Below are 19613 nucleotides of genomic sequence, written 5' to 3'. Positions count from 1 at the left end.
CTCAATTTTTATCGCGAAAATAATTGACAATAGGATAACGACGATCACGTCCGAAATTCTTGTAACTGATTTTTACACCGGGTGCAGATTGTCGCCTTTTATATTCAGCACCATAAAGAAGCTGTTCAATTTTCTCAACAGTTTCCCGTACATGCCCACGTTGAACAATATCACAAATGCTCATGTCATTTTCTATAAGAGATTGTAAGATATCATCTAAAATAGGATAAGGAGGTAGAGAATCTTCATCTTTTTGATTTTCTCGCAGCTCTGCGGAAGGTGCTTTTGCTATAATATTGGATGGGATTACAATTCCTTCTGGCCCTTGAAAACTTTTTAAATAATGTTCATTGCGCCACTCAGCTAATGTATAAACTTGTGTTTTATAAATGTCTTTAAGAGGATTGAAGCCTCCATTCATATCACCATAAAGTGTTGCATATCCTACAGCCATTTCTGACTTATTGCCTGTTGTTATCACCATTGAGCCAAATTTATTCGAAAGAGCCATTAAAAAAGTACCACGTATACGACTTTGAAGATTTTCTTCTGTTACATCAGATGGCAAACCTAAAAAAACGGGCGTCATTATCTTCAAAAAAGCCTCAACAGCTTGCTCAATCGGTATGACTTCATAACGGCATCCCAAAAGATTTGCACAATTTTTAGCATCTTGTAATGATTCTTGTGAAGTATAATGATAAGGCATCATTAAGGTGCGAACCCTCTCCGCCCCAAGAGCGTCCACCGCTATTGCCGCACAAAGTGCTGAATCAATCCCTCCTGAAAGACCAAGAATAACATCTTTAAAGCGGTTTTTATTGACATAATCCTTCAATCCCAAAACACAAGCTTGATAATCAGCTGCTAATCCATCGAGAAGAATTTCATTGGGACCAGAAATACATTGCCATCCTATCGTTTTTCGTTGCCAATGACTTATAGCGATATGGCTTGCAAAATGTTTCATTTGAAATACAACTGCACCTTGTCCATTTAAGGCAAAAGACCCTCCATCAAAAACCAGCTCATCCTGACCACCAACTTGATTAGCATAAATAACTGGTATGCCGGATTGAAGCGCTTGCGCACGAACAATGTCTACACGTTTTAATATTTTATTACGTTGGTAGGGCGACCCATTAAGGACGAGAATAATCTCAGCTCCTTTATTACTCAGCTCTGTACAAAGAGAAGAATCATTCCAAATATCCTCACAAATCACTATTCCTAATTTTACTCCGTGATAAAGAATTGGTTCAGGACGCGGACCGGGAGAAAATAATCGTTTTTCATCAAATTCAGCATAATTAGGTAAATCAAATTTCAAGCTTTCAGCAATTATTCTTCCTTCATCAAGAAGCATAGCTCCATTGTAAACTTTATTATTACGCCTTAGAGAAAGACCAATGACGATTCCTGGTCCCCCTACGGTTATCTTTGCTAACTCTTTAACAGCATCTTCACACGCTTTTGTAAAAGCAAATTTTAAGACAAGATCTTCTGGCGGATAAGCACTTATAAAAAGCTCTGTCAATAAAACAAGGTCTGCACCTTCTTTTTTGGCTTTCTCATGTGCCATTGCAGCAAGAGAAAAATTTCCTTCAATATCACCAACAATAGGATTTAATTGAGCAACAGCTATCCGAAAATCATTTTTCATAATTTTTTATCATTTCAAAAGTTTAGCAATAATAATCCTAGTTTCATCATTGAAAATATCCCTTTTTTTCTCTTCTTTCATAAACACCTAAGATACAAAAGTATTATATTATTTCCTATTTAATTATTTGTAATACGTTATTATGAATTAATAATACGATTTTTTTTGAGAAGCTCAGCAACAAGAAAAGCTAATTCCAACGCTTGATCTGCGTTTAATCGTGGATCACACTGTGTATGATAGCGATCAGATAAATTTTCTGCAGAAATGGCATGTGCCCCCCCTGTACACTCAGTTACATCACGGCCTGTCATTTCAATATGAATGCCTCCTGGATAAGTACCTTCATCATGATGCACAGCAAAAAATTTTTCTACTTCCTTTAATACATAATCAAAAGGACGCGTTTTATAACCATTTACAGTAACCGTATTGCCATGCATTGGATCACATGACCATATAACTTTACGCTTTTCACGTTCAACCGTTCTAATGAGTTTAGGAAGATAATTCTCAATCTTATCATAACCAAAACGCGTAATGAGAATTAACCGCCCCAATTCATTTTCAGGATTTAGAATATCAATTAATTTTAAAAGCTCATCCGGCTCAAGAGAAGGACCACACTTTAATCCAAGGGGATTCTTAATACCACGGCAATATTCAACGTGTGCATGATCAATCTGGCGTGTACGATCACCAATCCATAACATATGGCCTGATGTTGCATACCAATCTCCTGAAATCGAATCAATACGCGTTAAAGCCTCTTCATAGCCTAGCAAAAGCGCTTCATGACTGGTATAAAAAGATGTTTCACGTAACGAAGAATGTGTTTTAGATGTAATACCAATAGAACGCATAAAATCAATTGCTTCAGAAATACGCTCTGCTAAGAGCTCATAACGTTCACCTTGTGGACTCTTCGAAATAAAACCCAACATCCATGTATGAACATTTTCTAAATTCGCATATCCCCCTTGTGAAAAAGCACGCAATAAATTGAGTGTTGCTGCTGATTGTCGATAAGCCATAGACATCCGTTGAGGATCAGGAGTACGAGAATCCATTGCAAACGTAATACTATTAATAATATCTCCTCGATAAGAAGGAAGTTCAATTCCTTCTCTATTTTCCGTATCAGAAGAACGTGGCTTTGCAAACTGGCCAGCAATACGACCTATTTTAACAACTGGTTTAGAACTACCAAAAGTTAAAACAATTGCCATTTGTAAAAACACACGAAAAAAGTCACGAATATTATCTGCTTCATGCTCTGCAAAACTTTCGGCACAATCTCCACCTTGTAATAAAAAAGCCTGACCTTGTGCAACAGCTGCTAATTCATTCTTCAAATCACGCGCTTCACCTGCAAAAACTAAAGGAGGGTAACTCTGTAGTTTTCGTTCAACATCTTCTAATATAGACTTATCTGGATAAATCGGAACTTGCTTAATTGGCCTTGCTCTCCAAGAGTTAGGCCTCCATTCTTCTACCATTCATTCTCTCCAAAGCTTATGCTCACGACTTTTTGCATAAAAAGCTTTGTAAGCTACCATAACACGCATTGTTTAATTTTCTACTTTTTTTCCATTTTCATATACGTAACTTGGTTTATACATCGTTACCAATTCTTCTGTCATCGTTGGATGTACCGCCATAGTTGCATCAAAGACATCTTTTGTAAGCTTTCCTTTAAGAGATATCCCTATCAGTTGTGCTATTTCACCAGCATTCTCTCCTAAAATATGTGCTCCTACCACAATACGACTTTCACCATCAACAATGAGCTTCATAAACATTTTTTCTAAACTCCCAGAAAAAACATCGCGCATAGGGCGAAAGACTGTACGATAAATTTCAAGACGCTTATAACGATGTATAGCCTCTTCTTCTGAAAGCCCAACCGTTCCAATCTCTGGTTGCGAAAAAATTGCTGTCGTAATTAAATCATAATCAGGTTTTGTAGGTGTATTCTCAAAAGCAGTTTTAACAAAACACATAGCATCATGGATCGCGACAGGTGTCAATTGCATATGCCCTGTCACATCACCAACAGCCCAAATATGAGATATATTTGTTGTCATCATGTCATCAACAATAACTGCGCCTGACTCATCTACTTTAACACCTGCTTGTTCGAGACCTAAACCTACCGTATTTGGTACACGTCCCATAGCAAACATAACTTGATCAGCGCTGATCGTTTGCCCACTTGATAAAACAACATCATAATACTCTTTTGCTGCTTTAACTTGAGAAACTGTTTCTCCATATAAAATAGAAATACCTTTTTCGATCATTGTATCACTGAGCAATTGCCGCAAATCATTATCAAAATTGCGAAGAATTAAATCACCACGATGGAGTAATGTTGTTTTCACACCTAACTCATGAAAAATATTCGCAAATTCAACGCCAATATATCCTCCTCCAACAATGACGATGGATTCTGGTAGTTTCTCAAGATCAAAAATCTCGTTGGAAGTAAGACATAAATCACTCCCTTTTATAGCGCTATTTGGAGCAACCTTTGCTCCCGTTGCAATCAAAATTTTTTCTGCGCTTACACGCTTACCCGTCGCTGAAATTTCTAATGTGTGCTCATCCACAAAAACAGCGCGACTTTCATAAATATGCACATTATTATTTTGAAGTCCCTTACGATAAAGCCCTTCCAATCTTGATATTTCTTTATTCTTAGCCGAAACGAGCTTTTCCCAACTAAAAATTGGATCCGCATATTTCCATCCAAAACCAACGCTCTTACTAAACTCTTTTGCATATTGTGAGGCATAAACATACAATTTTTTGGGAACACAACCTCGAATAACACAAGTTCCCCCTATACGATATTCTTCTGCTATAGCCACACGTTTACCAAGCGCCCCAGCAAGGCGCGCTGCACGCACGCCACCAGAACCACTTCCAATAACGAATAAATCAAAGTCAAAAGATCCCATAAATTATTCCCCTTTCATATGTCTCCAACAACCGAGCTATTATCTTTTTATTACCAGGTACAAATCTTTTTGTATTTTCAAGTATCATTTTCTTTATAAAAAAACATCATAAAAAGACCCTCTTTTATTAAAAGCGGCAAAAAAGCAGCCTTTAATAAAAAGGAATCGTACAATTATTATAATAATATCCAATCAAGCTATTTTGGGGTTGATGAAGAGTGCGATGCGGCAGGTGTAATAGGTTTGTTTAAATCAAGTACTTCAAACATCTCCTTTTTCACATTTTTTATAAGATCCTGCATAAGAGCAGAACGCCATACATCAAATGTAGAATAAGCATCACGCGCGATGCTTGGAACCTCTGTCAAAAACTTTTTACCGGTGTCAGAACTGTAGAATGCCGTAATTTCATCAAGTTCTTTTTGTGTGAAATATTTTGCATACACATGAGCAATTTCTTTTTCTAAATCAGAGCGCCTTTTAGCCAAAGCAAGGGCTTGCTTATCAACAATATCAGAAATCGTACTCGCCAAATTTGGATCATCACCGGTTAATTCGTTTTTGAGATCACGTGCCGCATTTGGTAAAAAGCTATCAAATTGATCGGTTGCATGAATAGCTCTAATAGCCTTTCTTGCTGAATCTAAATGCTGATCACTTACCCCTTGTGCATGAATAAGTTCAATATTCATAACAAAGACGACAATTGCACTAAAATATACGACGAAACGCTGAAAAAAAAATATTGTTTTCATTTAATGGTTACCCCGATGACTAATTATAATTTTAATTTATTATTCTATAAAAAGCTTCAGCACTTTTTATTGTGCTAGCATTACATTATGTAAACTGTTTTCATTCAAAATGAAACGGCTCTAAAACTTTTATTTGTCCATCAGCCATAGCTATAACTGCGTGAGACGCCAATCCTAAAAAAAGACCATGCTCGACAACACCAGGAATTGCAAGGAGCGCATCCGATAATTTTTTAGGCTGCAAAATACAGCCCCAAAATGCATCAAAAATAAAATGCCCACCATCCGTTTCAAAAGGATTTTCTCCATTCATTCGTAATATAATTTCTCCCGAAAGCCCTAAATTATCCGCTACTTTTTCAATGGCTTTGCGTGTAACACCTACACCAAAGGAATTGATTTCAATCGGCAATGCAAAAGCACCAAGCGTTTTAACTATCTTTGTTTCATCAGCAATAACAAGCATTGCACGAGATGCAGATGCTACAATTTTTTCATGCAACAGTGCTCCTCCCCCCCCCTTAATGAGAGACATCTCTGGGCCAATTTCATCAGCCCCATCAATATCAAGATCAAGTTCAGGCATTTGTTCTAAGGTTGTTGTAGGAATCCCAAACTTACGACAGAGTTGTTCAGAATATCGTGAAGTTGTAATACCTGTTACACATAAACCATCCGCAACACGCTCACCAAGAATGCGAATAAACTCATTGACTGTAGAGCCGGTTCCGATACCAAGCCGCATACCATTTTCAACAAAATCAAGCGCTTTAACAGCCGCCATTTTTTTTAACTGCTGAACATTCATAAATGACTTTACCTTTTATTAATCAACGATTGTTTACTATAAGTTGATAACAAAAGTAGCCACTTGCTTCAATTCTTCATAAATTTATTTACACCTTTTAGTGACAATAAACTGTAACTGTACAGCAAATAATAAACAATTTTATCTTTTAATAAAATTTATGCCTTCACAACTGTGTAAGAAAGTATGAAACATAATAAAAACGTACCTCTCCACCACCAACATATATGAAAAATATGAAGATCTAATACATTTAAGAGCTTTATGAATGCTGCCTATGCCTATTCCACGGTCTATAAAATCCTCTTGAAGACCAAATGATCTCTCCACTTTTGGTCATCATAACACTTCCTCGTGATAATAATTGCTGAGGACTAAATGTGAAGTGTCTTATTTTATTACATGTTTGATCACGTATTGGCAATGTCCTAATCAGAATATCTGCCTCTAAACATTGATTTGTTTTGCCATGCACAACAATTACTTTTAATCCATTTTCTAATAAAGAAGTACATAAGTGATTATCACAAATAAATTGCTCATGAAACGAAGGTCCATATTTTGTTGGTTTGACCGTCTCGTTTGCAAGAAATGATTTTTTCCATATGGATGTTATAAATTTAGAAATGCGAAAACGGTCAGTATATAATCTTTTCTCACCGAAAATACCTACAAGACTCATATTATCTGCTATTATCAGTTGTATAGGTGAGTGTACAAAGCAAATATAAATACTAATAAAAATAAAAAAACTAAAAAAGAATCTAATAGCTGTTTTGCAAAAAGTAAGTCCTACTAAACCTATACTAAATAAAATGAATGCAGATAAGGGTATAAATCCAATATTTATAGAAGGAGAAACAGCTTTTATAACATGAGCAATTTTTATAACAAGATCAATACCAAACCCCATAATTTGAAGAGGTAACCATTCGAGATCTACAAGCATCGCAAAAACTGCTATTAACCCAAAAGGCATAACGAGTATTGATATAACAGGTAAAGCTAAAGCATTGCTGACGATGCCCAGAAGAGCAATATTAGAAAAATGATAAGCAGCATAAAATCCGCTTGCAATCCCTGCCACAAGTGAAGATGCACATGTTGAAAGAATTGATAAGAAAGCAAAATTAATTATTCTAGCTCCAATATAAGATGGTGTTGTTTTTCTCGCCCAAGAAGATATTTTTCCACTCCACCAATCAAAAAATGCAATCAATGCTGCAGTTGCAGAAAAAGACATTTGAAAGCTAGGACCTAATATTTCATGCGGCGTAATAGCAAGGGTTATAAAACCTGCAATAATAAAATTACGTATTGTTATAGCAAAACGATTACATAAGATAGCAATCAACATAACAGCAATCATTACAAAACTTCTTTTTGCTGATACCGCAAGGCCAGATAATAGCAAGTAAAATGCGGTTACCATTAACGCAACAATAGCAGCAATTTTTTTAGTAGAATAATAAGATGAGAAAACTGGAAAAAATGCTAAAAAACTACGGACACTCATAAGAACGATGCCACTCAGCAAAGCCATATGCAAACCTGATATTGATAAAATATGTGCTAATCCCGCTATGCGCAATGCTTGATTTGTTTTGTTTGAAATACCAGCCCGCTGTCCTGTTATAAGAGCGACCGCAACATTTCCCTTTTCCCCTTTGATCGCTATGCGGATTCTTTGTGCTATTGTCATTCGTAAATTTTCAATTTTCTGTAAGATTTTATCCAATATTCTATCAGGTTGAGAAACTGATATTTTGATTGGTTTTCCTAAATAAAATCCCTGTGCACCAATTCCTTTAAAGTAATTATGAAAACTAAAATCATAGCCTCCAGGATGCACCGGTCCAGCTAATGCTCGCATTTTAACTTTCCCATACAGCCCATCTCCTATTGCCAATTTAGAGGGTAAATATCTTGATGATAAATGAATACGGGAAGGACTATGATGTAATACTGGCTTTTCTGTCTTCAATACATCCAAGACTAAACGAAATCCTCCCCATTGTTTTGACTCTATGGAAACAATTCTCCCTGTTAAGGTCGTAACAATATCATTCTTTAACATTGCTGTGGACATACGCCATGTTTCTATTTTTGCAGATAATGCACCCAATAGGATGCAAAATAAAAATCCTACGCTCATCCATATTCTGCGATAGCAACGTAAAAGATATAATATTCCAAGAAAGCTACTAATCAATATACCAAATTGTTCCCAACTTGGCTCTCTTTCTAAACTAAAATAAAAAATGATCCCTATGGCAAAAAAAATTAAAATTAAGGAAAAAAGAATTCCTAAAGAAATTTCTTTGTTTATGTAATCCTCCAACCATTTCTTGAAAAGAATGGCTGCCTCTTTTAAAGACGTAAATAAAAAAATCTTTTGCTTATTTTCGCTCTTATTGTTTACATTATCATGCGTAGAAAAAATATTCTGTCCTATCAGACGTGACTTTCTTTCCTTTAAGAAGTATCTTACGAATAAATTATCTTTAACTTTATTTTGATTAAATATCCGCAAATCCCCACCTTACTTGCAATGCCCTATTGCACACCCTACCGCCTATGCTAACATAAACCTTCAATAAAGTTCCATAACGAATATCTTAATTTAAAGGAAAATATCCGTGTCCGTTATTACCCGCTTTGCTCCCTCACCAACAGGCTTCCTTCATATTGGTGGTGCTCGTACTGCTCTTTTTAATTGGCTTTATGCCAAACATACTGGTGGAAAAATGCTTTTACGGATTGAGGATACAGATAGAGAACGCTCAACACATGCAGCTGTAAAAGCTATTATAGATGGCTTACACTGGATGGGTCTTAGTTATGATGGCTCCCCTATTTCACAATTTGAACGTGCAGAACGTCATCGTCAAGTTGCAGAACAATTGGTAAAAGATGGCAAAGCTTACTATTGCTATGCTTCTTCTCAAGAATTGAGTAAAATGCGTGAAAGTGCTCGTGCAGAAGGTCGTCCACCACGTTATGATGGACGTTGGCGAGATCGTGATGTTTCTGAAGCTCCTAAAGATATTAAGCCTGTTATTCGTATAAAAGCGCCACAAAATGGAGAAACTGTTGTACACGACCGTGTTCAAGGTGATGTTCACTTTCCGAATAAAGATTTAGATGATTTTATTATTCTTCGTTCTGATGGCTCACCTACATATATGCATGCTGTTGTCGTTGACGATCATGATATGGGTATTACACATATCATACGTGGTGATGATCACCTCACAAATGCTGCACGCCAAACAATTATCTTCAATGCAATGGGATGGGATATTCCAATTATGGCACATATTCCACTTATTCATGGTGAAAATGGTGCAAAATTATCAAAGCGGCATGGAGCTCTCGGTGTTGATGCTTATCGCGCCATGGGATATCTTCCTACTGCTTTGTGTAATTATCTCGTCCGTCTTGGCTGGAGCCATGGTGACGACGAACTCATGTCAATTGAAGAGATGATTTCTTGGTTTGATATTGATGATATTAATAAAGGTGCAGCTCGTTTTGATTTCAAAAAACTTGATGCTCTTAATGGGCATTATATTCGTATGAGTAGTGATCAAGACCTTTTTAATTCCGCGCTTCATATTTTGTCAAAAACTGAAGATGGATTACAAATAATGAAAAAACTTGATGAACAACGTCGTGCTCAATTTTTACAAGCAATACCAAGTTTGAAAGAACGCTCAAAAACACTGTGCGAACTCATTGATAATGCTTCCTTCATTTTTACACAACGTCCATTACAACTCGATGAAAAAGCGCAAACACTTCTTACTCCAAATAGCTTGGTCATTTTAAAAGACCTTTATCTTGCCTTGAAAACATGCTCTTCTTGGGATATCAAAATGCTAGAAGAAACTCTTCGATCTTATGCACAAATACAGAATCTCAAATTTGGATCTCTTGCTCAACCACTTCGCGCAGCTCTCACAGGACATGCAACATCGATAGGTGTTTTTGATATTCTTGTATTATTGGGACGAGATGAATCTCTTAAGCGTATTAATGATCAACTTATCACAACAGTATGTTAATGATATACTTATAAATATCTCAATGTAACTTAAAAGCTTTCTTTTATCTTAGAGCGTTAAAAAGAGAGCGTTTATTTGCTACAACGACAAATAAAAAAATATTTTTAGATTGCATGGACCAACTTTTAGAGTCAATCTATTCTCAACATAAGTAAGAAAAGCTTCAATTATACATCTCTTTAGCGAATGAAGCAGAAACTTGATTTTTAGAAGAAAAGGATCTGAAAGGAATATCTAATGTCTGATAATAAAGCACATATCACTGTGAATGATACAAAAATAGAGCTTCCCATACGTAAAGGTACAAGTGGACCTGAAGTTATTGAAATTGCCTCTCTCTACAAAAAAACGGATACTTTTACTTATGATCCTGGTTTTACTTCAACTGCTTCTTGTGAATCCAAAATCACTTATATTGATGGCGATAAAGGAATATTGCTTTATAGAGGTTACCCTATTGATCAACTTGCTGAAAAAGGAGACTTTCTCGAAAGTTGCTATCTTTTACTTTATGGTGAACTTCCAACAAAACAAGAAAAAACAAGTTTTGATCATTGTATTATGCAGCACACGATGGTGCATGAACAATTTTCACGGTTTTTCCATGGTTTTCGCCGAGATTCTCACCCCATGGCTGTCATGATTGCATGCCTTGGAGCGATGTCTGCATTTTATCATGACTCTATTGATATTACAGATCCTCAACAAAGAATGATCGCCTCTATTCGTCTTATTTCAAAGGTGCCTACCCTTGCTGCTATGGCCTATAAATACAGTATCGGACAGGCATTTGTTTATCCACGTAATGATCTTAATTATGCAGCAAATTTCCTTCGTATGTGCTTTTCTGTTCCTTGTGAAGAATATAAAGTAAACTCTGTACTCGCCCGCGCTATGGATCGTATCTTTACTCTTCATGCAGACCATGAACAAAATGCTTCCACTTCTACTGTACGTCTTGCAGGATCATCAGGCGCAAATCCGTTTGCATGTATTGCAGCGGGTGTTGCATGTCTTTGGGGACCAGCACATGGCGGTGCGAATGAAGCATGTCTAAAAATGTTACAGGAAATAGGTTCTGTTGAGAACATTCCTGAATTTATTGCACGTGCAAAAGATAAAAATGATCCTTTCCGCCTTATGGGTTTTGGGCACCGTGTTTATAAAAGTTATGATCCACGTGCCAAAATTATGCAAAAAACCTGCCACGAAGTTTTAAAAGAATTGAATATTCAAGATGATCCACTTCTTGATATTGCTATAGAGCTTGAAAAAATTGCCTTAAATGATGAATATTTTATTGAAAAAAAGCTTTATCCTAATGTTGACTTCTATTCTGGTATTACATTAAAAGCTCTCGGTTTTCCAACTGAAATGTTTACTGTTCTTTTTGCTCTGGCACGTAGTGTTGGCTGGGTTGCCCAATGGAAAGAAATGATTGAAGATCCAGCACAAAAAATTGGTCGACCACGCCAACTCTATACAGGCTATGCTATGCGTGATTATGTTCCTATAGATCAACGTATGCGTTAAAAAAAACACCAAAGCTTTAGTTTACTAAAGCTTTGGTATAAATAATTAAATGCTGCTTTTTAAAGAAGATTATTATAAGTAGAAATAGCAAATGAAACATAAATTTTTACATTGCTCTAAAAAAACTTATAGATTATAAAATCATAAGGGCTTATGTTTTTTGCTTATCCAATAGGAGAACAGAATGAAATTTTTAGCAGTAGCTCTTATAATAAGCGCAACGTTATTCCCTCAATTGACCAGTGCTGAAACATTAAAAATTGCCAGTGATGCCTCCTATCCACCATTCAGTTATATTGATTCAAATAACGAACTTAAAGGCTTTGATATTGATATATCTTATGCCCTTTGTAAAAAAATGAATGTCGAATGTACTATTATCACTCAAGATTTTGAGGGAATGATTCCTGGGCTTCTTGCAAAAAAATATGATGCAATTATTTCTTCCTTGGCTCCTACGCAAGAGCGCTTACAAAAAATCGACTTTACGGATGCTTATTATCATACAGCATTAGCCATCATTGTTAAAAAAGATTCAGAAATTAAAGAAATATCATCCAAGGCCTTTAAAGGTAAAAATCTTGGCGTACAATCCAATACAACACAAGCGGCATACGCAGAAGATCATTATGCATCTGAAGGAGTAAATATCAAACTCTACCCTACATCAATAGAAGTCAATCGAGACCTTTTAAGCAGCCGGCTTGATATTGTAATCCTTGATAAAATAAAAGCTCTAAATTGGCTCCAAAATGAAGGAAAAGATTGTTGCCAACTTCTAGGAACACTGGAAGAAAAAAAATTTCCTATTGCAATTGCACTCCGTAAAAACAATAATGATCTTAAAGAAAAATTCAATGCAGCAATAAAAGAAATTCGTAAAGATGGAACTTATGATGAAATTATGAAAAAATATTTCACATTTGATATTTATTAAATATCAATTTTGGTATATCCATCTCTATCTCAATGCTTTCCAATATTTATAATGGGAGTGATATTTTACTTTCGTCTTTTTAAGATTTAAAGTTTTCTTTTATATTTAAATTTGAATGTTTTTTTTGCAAAAAATTATTCTTAATTTTTATAAATAAATGTTCATAACAAAATTATCTTAATAAAAAATATATAATATAATCAATTAGATATCTATTTCTTTTTCTGGCTTTATAAAAAGAAAAAATTATTTTTAATAGTGATATCCATTCTATAAGCATAAAATAAATATCGATAAATTTTTGCATTGCTCCAAAAGAACTTACAGATTATAAAATTATAAAAGCATAGGATATGTCCTCATATTTTTCCGCTTATTCCAAGGAGAACAGAATGAAATTTTTAGCGGCAGCTCTTGTAATAAATATAGCCCTGTTCACCAAATTGGTCGATGCACAAACACTTAAAATTGCAACTGAAGGTTCTTACCCTCCATTTAGTTATATTGATTCAAATAATGAACTCCAAGGTTTTGATGTTGATATATCTCACGCTCTTTGCGAAAAAATGAATATCAAATGTAGTATTACTACTCAAGATTTTGAAGGAATGATTCCTGGGCTTCTTGCAAAAAAATATGATTCTATTATTGCTTCCGTCGCTCTCACACAAGAGCGCTTACAAAAAATTGATTTTACAGACCCTTACTATAGTACAGCATTAGCTATCATTGTTACAAAAGGTTCAACGATTAAAGAGATCTCAGCCAAGGCCTTTAAAGGTAAAAACTTAGGTGTGCAATCCAATACAACACAAGCTGCATATGCAGAAGATCATTATGCATTTCAAGGCGTAAATGTAAAACTTTATCCTTCAACAGTAGAGGTTAATCGCGATCTTTTAAATCATCGACTGGATATGGTTATTCTTGATAAATTACATGCATTAACTTGGCTTAAAAATGAAGGAAAATATTGCTGCAAACTTTTAGGAACTCTGAAAGATACACATTTTCCTATTGCAATCGCGCTACGTAAAAATGATGATGATCTTAAAGATAAGTTCAATAAAGCAATAAAAGAAATCCGTGTAGACGGAACTTATGAGAAAATTATGAGAAAATATTTTACATTTGATATTTATTAAATATTAATATGAACTAAAATTAAACACACTATTTATTTCTAGAAATCATTATCTAAGTCTTTACGAGGAATGCAAAAATGGCTGAGAGTTTAGCATTGCTATCATTTAGCAATGGGGGTTGGGGGATGGTTATACTTTCTAGCGCAGGAATGACATTATCATTGGCTTTATGCTGTGGGCTTCTAGGACTTCCTTTAGGTCTCCTAAATGCCGTGATGATTCGATCTAATATTAAGATAGTGAAGGCTATTGCTATCCTGTTTTCATCTGTATTCCGTGCCCTACCAGAACTTTTAACTTTGTTTTTAGTATATTACGGTTTACAAAATATTATTCAAACCATTTTTGATTATTTTAACATTGAAATAATCTTTAGTATCAACGCTTTTATTGCCGGTGTTCTCGCACTAAGTATGGTTCTTGCAGCTTTTTCTTGTGAAGTTTGGCTTGGAGCATTCAATATTTTTGATAAAGGACAATACGAAGCAGCTAAAGCCTTAGGACTTTCACGGTCAACCACATTTTTTCGTATTGTCTTTCCTCAATTAATCCGCAATGCCTTACCAGGACTTTCTAATAATTGGCTCACTTTACTTAAAGATACATCTCTCGTTTCTACTATCTCACTTGTTGATCTTATGAGACAAACAAATTTAGCCGTTGCCGCTACTAATGAACCCATGTTATTTTATCTTGTGGCATGCTTACTCTATCTATTATTTTCAACATTTTTTTCTGCAATTCTTCGTTCTCTAGAGATATATACGCAAACAGGCTATCGAAAGGCGTTGGGCTGATATGATTCCTGAATGGCTTTATTTTCTTTTTAACCCTACTCTCTTGAGCCGTTACGGATTCAAGTTTATCGATGGATTTATTATTACTTTTGAGCTTGTTTTTATTTCATGCTCTCTTGGTTTTTTTCTCGGTATATTTATTGCATTTGCACGTTTATCAAAGAAGAAGCCTTTGCAGTATTGTGCACATGCATATGTTTATTTCTTCCGCGGCTCCCCTTTATTGATTCAACTCTTCCTTTTTTATTATGGTCTTGGATCAATGAATAATTTCTGGCAAAAAATTGGTTTATGGTGGTTTTTTCAAAATGCATGGTATTGTTGTCTTTTTATTTTTGCACTCAATTCTGCGGCCTATCAATCTGAAATTTTTAAAGGAAGTTTTTTATCAGTAACAACTGGACAACGCGAAGCATCTAAAGCATTGGGACTAAGTAACTCTGTTATGTTCTTTAAAGTTATCCTTCCACAAGCAATTGTTGTCGCGTTACGCCCTTTAGGAAATGAATTTATTATAATGATTAAATCAAGTGCGATTGCCTCACTTATTACTGTTTATGATTTAATGGGTATTGCTAAATTAACTTATTCACGCACATTCAATTTCCAAGTTTACATTTGGGCAGCTCTTATCTATCTTTTTATCGTTGGGCTCATTCATTGCTTTATTACTCTTATAGAACGTCGTCTAACCCGATATTTGCGATAAAATAAAAATGTCACATTAATCAATTTATTTATTAATGAAAGAATACAGCAAAATGGATTTGGAAAATAATAAACTTGCCCATACTTCTGAAAAGTTAGTGATTTCTATCCGAAACTTAAATAAATGGTATGAAACTTTTCAAGTGCTACATGATATTAATTTAGATGTTAAAGCTGGCGAGCGCATTGTTATTTGTGGGCCTTCTGGATCAGGAAAGTCAACTTTGATTCGTTGTATTAATCAATTAGAACAGGCACAAAAAGGATCAATCTGCATCCATAATATTGATATTTATACTGCTCCTATACAACAACAACAAAATATTCTACGCAAAATAGGAATGGTTTTTCAACATTTTAATTTATTTCCTCATATGACTGTTCTACAAAATTGTATTTTAGCACCTATGACAGTTCAAAAACTTTCCAAACAACAAGCAAAAGAACGAGCAATTCGTTATTTAACGCAGGTTGGTATTGAAAAATATTGTGAAAAATATCCTTTACAACTCTCCGGTGGACAACAACAGCGTGTTGCAATTGCCCGTGCACTTTGTATGGAACCTGAAGTAATGCTTTTTGATGAGCCAACATCAGCTCTTGATCCAGAAAGTGTTGGAGAAGTTTTAGAAGTTATGGTTCAGCTAGCAGAAACAGGCATAACAATGCTTTGTGTGACACATGAAATGGGCTTTGCCCGTAAAGTTTCAGAAAGAATACTCTTTTTAGAAAATGGAAAAATTATTGAGGATACTGAATCTCAAAAGTTTTTTACCAACCCAAAAAGCCAACGTGCTCGTAATTTTCTTGCTAAAATTCAACATTAATCACTAACATTGCTTTATTTATTACAATTTTAAATGTCCTGCCTTTTTGAGAAGAGCAATAATTACTTTAGCACCAATAATTCCTGATGGGACTTCCGTTTTCATTTTCTGTTCCACTATCTCAAAAGCATCAAGTTGTGCTTGTCGTAATAAAGGATTATACAAAAGCTGTTCTATCTGTCTTGCTAACATGCCAGGGCGTAAAAATTCGTTAAAATATTCTGGCATAATAGGCTTATCAGAAATAATATTCGGAAGAGCACCAGTCCATATCATTATTTTAGGAAAAAGAAATAATTGAGAAAAAAGATCAAGTTTATAGCAATGAACCATGGGAATTTTTGCTAATGCCAATTCAAGTGAGACTGTCCCATGTGCAGCAAGTGCTACATCTGCTTGTGCAAAAGCACGCCATTTTTCATCTTCACCAACAACAACTTCTACTTTACTCTTCCATCCTTGCACAAAATCATGAATTGCATCCTGCAAATATGGTAGGGTTGGTAAAATAATACGTAAATGAGGAATACGTTGTATAAGAATTTCCACTACTTCTCGAAAAATTGGCATTAAAGAGCGAATTTCGAAATTGCGTGATCCTGGCAAAAGAACCAATGTAAAGGATGAATCCTCTTTATCACACAAGTTTTTTTTTTCTGCTTGGTGTTTTCTTTCTACTTGAACAGTCAAAAGAGGAGGATAAGTCAAAAGACGGTGTCCTACATAAGTTGTAGAAGGACCCTCCAAGTCCTGCATAACCTTTTCTTCAAAAGGAAAAACTGCTAAAACATGATCGACAAATTTTCGCATAGCTTTAGCGCGTTTCGGCCTCCATGCCCAAACAGTTGGTGCAACATATTTAATGATAGGAATAGAAGGTGCTAAAGCACGCACCTTTTTTGCAACACGATGGGTAAAATCTGGGCTATCGATAATAATTAGACAATCGGGTTTTTCACGCGCGATAAATTTAGATAAATTGCCAATATGCCGCAACAACAGTGGCAATTTTTTAAACACTTCTCTCAAACCAATTAAAGCAATATCTTGAGAATCAAAAAAACTTTTTAAGCCTAATGCCTGTAAATGCCTTCCACCAACACCAATTAAATGAATATTGTATCCTGTTTGTTGTGTTAAACACGAAATCAAATCTGCTCCTAGTAAATCACCAGATTCTTCACCTGCAATAACAGCAATTTTTAAGAAACAATTATTCATGATCAAATCTTTCAAATGTTTCTATAAACAAGGAATATTCATTTGCTTTTTCTATTGTTGTTTTCACTGATAAGATCAAACTTTTATTTGCCTCCACCGCAATACCAGATAATCTACTTTTCGCAATATTTTTCACTGTCTCAGGTCCAATTGATGGCAAATCAACACGATGATCTTGTTGTGGTTTTGCACATTTTACAAGAACACCGCCTTTAGATGGAATTTGCCTTCTTTTCCGCATTTCATAAACACGATGCAGCATATTATCGGTCCCTTCTGCTCCCTCAACTGCAACCACCCTTCCATTAACAGCCACTGCTGCTTGTCCAATATCCAATTCTCCTAAACGCTTTGCTACTTTTACTGCTAAAAAAATATCCTTTTTTTCTTTTTGTGTAGCGCGCCGTAATGTTAAATCAAATCCTACTGGTGCTAAAAGATCTGGTACTATCTCATGAGCACCAATAACGCGAAAACCATACCCTTCAATAACACGTATAAAAGCTTTTAATAATGCGTCATCTCCCGCTTTTAAAGCACTGATTAACTTAGGAAGAGCTAAACATGTTATCCAATCAAGTCGCAATTCTGTAAGAAGCGGTCGCCTTTTTACACCACCGGCTAATACAATATTACAAATTTTAGCTGCTTTTAAGACTTTAACGAGTCGTGCTAACTCCACTACTGATAATTCGCAATGCTCATAGCAACGAAGTATAACATCTGCTTCATCACGCAAAAGTACAATGAATGGATTCTGTCCACTTTCCTCAAGTGCTTGCGCAATAGTAATAGGCAAAACACCACTTCCTGCTATAATAGCAGTACGTTGGGAAAGAAAATTTCTGACATTTGAGACAGGCACTTTAAATCCCCATTTTCTCTTATCCTACCACCTTCACATTTGGTGTGCAATAAAAACGTCTTCCTTCTTCTTGAATAAAATTAACAACGTCAACAACTGACTGAGAAGTAGAATAAAAATCCGCAACATCACTAACACGCTCTTTAAACGGCTTACTGTGATCAAAAAGCATAGCAACCGCATGGCGTAATGCATGAATATCTTTACGTTCAAAACCTGCACGTTTCATGCCAATAATATTTAACCCTGCAAGCTTTGCGTGTACACCAACAGCTGTCCCATAAGGGATGAGATCACCAGCCAATCCAGAGACACCACCAACAAACGCATGCTGCCCGATACGAACGAATTGATGAACAGCAGCACCACCACCAATAATAACATAATCGCCAACAGTAACATGACCAGCAATCATCACATTATTGGCAAATGTTACATGATTCCCCACATGACAATCATGAGCAACATGCGCATAACAAAAAAACTGGCAATTATCACCCACAATCGTCATTCCTATACTCGAATCGGAACCTCTATGCATTGTGACACCTTCACGAATCGTACAATTTTTCCCAATAGAAAGTGTTGTATGACCTCCCTTATGTTTACTATTTTGCGGCTCTGCTCCCAAAACTGCATGCGAAAATACTTTACTATGAGCACCTAATATTGTATTGCCCATAATCACAACGTGACTCATCAAATTGCATCCATCGCCAATAACAGCTTCTGAGCTGATATAACAAAACGGCCCAACTTGTACATTCTCACCAAGCTGTGCTCCCTTTTCCACAAGAGCCGTTGGATGAATTTTCGTACCGGACATTATAAAATTCCCATTAATATTAATATCGTTTATTCTTTTTCGATAATCATCGCTGCAATCTCTGCTTCAGCGACGCGAATATCTTCTACTTTTGCAACACACGAAAAACGTCTCATGCCAGCTCTTTTTTTTAAAAGCTCAACATGAAGCTTAAGCTGATCACCAGGCATAACAGGTTTACGAAATTTCGCATTATCAACAGTCATCAGGTAAACAAAATTTATTTGCTTATCCCCTAACTTTAAAAGTGAAATGGCCCCTGCTGTTTGCGCCATAGCTTCTAAAATTAATACTCCCGGCATGACAGGCTTTGTAGGAAAATGTCCCATAAAATGTGGCTCATTAATCGTTATATTTTTAATACCGATAGCCCGTTGTTCACCATCAATGTCAACGATGCGATCAATCAATAAAAATGGATAACGGTGTGGTAAGATAGAAAGTAATTCTTCAATATCTACAGCCTCTAAACTTCTCATTTCTCCGCTGTTGATCATA

The 19613-nt window shown here is 35.6% G+C and carries 16 protein-coding genes and 1 pseudogene; 7 read left to right on the top strand and 10 right to left on the bottom strand.

The window, feature by feature from the left end:
* Position 1: 1 nt before the first annotated feature.
* The 6 genes from K3248_RS06720 to K3248_RS06695 all read right to left on the bottom strand — a co-directional run bounded on the left by K3248_RS06720 (position 2) and on the right by K3248_RS06695 (position 8716).
* Positions 2-1663: an NAD+ synthase gene (locus K3248_RS06720; RefSeq protein ID WP_220717619.1), complete on the bottom strand. Its 1662-nt coding sequence runs from the start codon at positions 1661-1663 to the stop codon at positions 2-4.
* 140 nt (positions 1664-1803) lie between these two features.
* Positions 1804-3162, bottom strand: a complete 1359-nt coding sequence (locus tag K3248_RS06715; protein WP_220717618.1) for a class II 3-deoxy-7-phosphoheptulonate synthase — start codon at positions 3160-3162, stop codon at positions 1804-1806.
* Positions 3163-3234: 72 nt separating this feature from the next.
* Complete coding sequence (gene gor / locus K3248_RS06710; RefSeq protein ID WP_220717617.1) at positions 3235-4626, bottom strand: glutathione-disulfide reductase; 1392 nt, start codon at positions 4624-4626, stop codon at positions 3235-3237.
* A 197-nt stretch (positions 4627-4823) separates the two neighbouring features.
* The gene (locus K3248_RS06705; RefSeq protein WP_220717616.1) at positions 4824-5381 is read right to left on the bottom strand and encodes a DUF2059 domain-containing protein; all 558 of its coding nucleotides are present in this window, start codon (positions 5379-5381) and stop codon (positions 4824-4826) included.
* A gap of 100 nt (positions 5382-5481) precedes the next feature.
* Complete coding sequence (gene rpiA, locus K3248_RS06700; RefSeq protein ID WP_220717615.1) at positions 5482-6189, bottom strand: ribose-5-phosphate isomerase RpiA; 708 nt, start codon at positions 6187-6189, stop codon at positions 5482-5484.
* A gap of 262 nt (positions 6190-6451) precedes the next feature.
* Entirely contained in the window at positions 6452-8716 is a 2265-nt protein-coding gene (locus K3248_RS06695) for a ComEC/Rec2 family competence protein (RefSeq protein WP_220717639.1), read from the bottom strand.
* Between the two features lie 112 nt (positions 8717-8828).
* On the opposite strand from K3248_RS06695, the gene gltX reads away from it, so the two are divergent.
* From gltX to K3248_RS06660, 7 genes are all read left to right on the top strand, one after another.
* A complete protein-coding gene (gltX, locus tag K3248_RS06690; RefSeq protein WP_220717614.1) occupies positions 8829-10256 on the top strand; it encodes a glutamate--tRNA ligase in 1428 nt (475 codons plus the stop codon).
* Between the two features lie 237 nt (positions 10257-10493).
* The gene (locus K3248_RS06685; protein ID WP_220717613.1) at positions 10494-11789 is read left to right on the top strand and encodes a citrate synthase; all 1296 of its coding nucleotides are present in this window, start codon (positions 10494-10496) and stop codon (positions 11787-11789) included.
* Between the two features lie 184 nt (positions 11790-11973).
* Complete coding sequence (locus K3248_RS06680; RefSeq protein ID WP_220717612.1) at positions 11974-12726, top strand: transporter substrate-binding domain-containing protein; 753 nt, start codon at positions 11974-11976, stop codon at positions 12724-12726.
* 392 nt (positions 12727-13118) lie between these two features.
* Positions 13119-13871: a transporter substrate-binding domain-containing protein gene (locus K3248_RS06675; protein WP_220717611.1), complete on the top strand. Its 753-nt coding sequence runs from the start codon at positions 13119-13121 to the stop codon at positions 13869-13871.
* Positions 13872-13948: 77 nt separating this feature from the next.
* On the top strand, positions 13949-14668 hold the full coding sequence (locus tag K3248_RS06670) for an ABC transporter permease (RefSeq protein WP_220717610.1): 720 nt from the start codon (positions 13949-13951) through the stop codon (positions 14666-14668).
* A gap of 1 nt (position 14669) precedes the next feature.
* Complete coding sequence (locus K3248_RS06665; RefSeq protein WP_220717609.1) at positions 14670-15377, top strand: ABC transporter permease; 708 nt, start codon at positions 14670-14672, stop codon at positions 15375-15377.
* A gap of 52 nt (positions 15378-15429) precedes the next feature.
* Positions 15430-16203 (top strand): amino acid ABC transporter ATP-binding protein, encoded by a 774-nt coding sequence (locus tag K3248_RS06660; protein WP_220717608.1) that lies wholly within the window; start codon positions 15430-15432, stop codon positions 16201-16203.
* 21 nt (positions 16204-16224) lie between these two features.
* Here the strand turns inward: K3248_RS06660 and lpxB are convergent, their stop codons facing one another.
* From lpxB to fabZ, 4 genes and pseudogenes are all read right to left on the bottom strand, one after another.
* Entirely contained in the window at positions 16225-17424 is a 1200-nt protein-coding gene (gene lpxB / locus K3248_RS06655) for a lipid-A-disaccharide synthase (RefSeq protein ID WP_220717607.1), read from the bottom strand.
* Complete coding sequence (locus tag K3248_RS06650; protein WP_220717606.1) at positions 17417-18289, bottom strand: LpxI family protein; 873 nt, start codon at positions 18287-18289, stop codon at positions 17417-17419. Before K3248_RS06650 ends, lpxB begins: the two co-directional genes overlap by 8 nt.
* Positions 18238-19115: pseudogene (lpxA, locus tag K3248_RS06645) on the bottom strand (acyl-ACP--UDP-N-acetylglucosamine O-acyltransferase). The gene K3248_RS06650 and the pseudogene lpxA overlap by 52 nt, the downstream one beginning before the upstream one ends.
* A 29-nt stretch (positions 19116-19144) precedes the next feature.
* Positions 19145-19612 (bottom strand): 3-hydroxyacyl-ACP dehydratase FabZ, encoded by a 468-nt coding sequence (fabZ, locus tag K3248_RS06640; RefSeq protein ID WP_220717604.1) that lies wholly within the window; start codon positions 19610-19612, stop codon positions 19145-19147.
* Position 19613 lies beyond the last annotated feature (1 nt).

This window comes from Bartonella raoultii, from assembly GCF_019659805.1.
In the GTDB taxonomy this organism is placed as follows: Bacteria; Pseudomonadota; Alphaproteobacteria; order Rhizobiales; family Rhizobiaceae; genus Bartonella; species Bartonella raoultii.
Note: the sequence above shows the minus strand (reverse complement) of the source record. Positions and strands in the feature narration are given on the sequence as shown.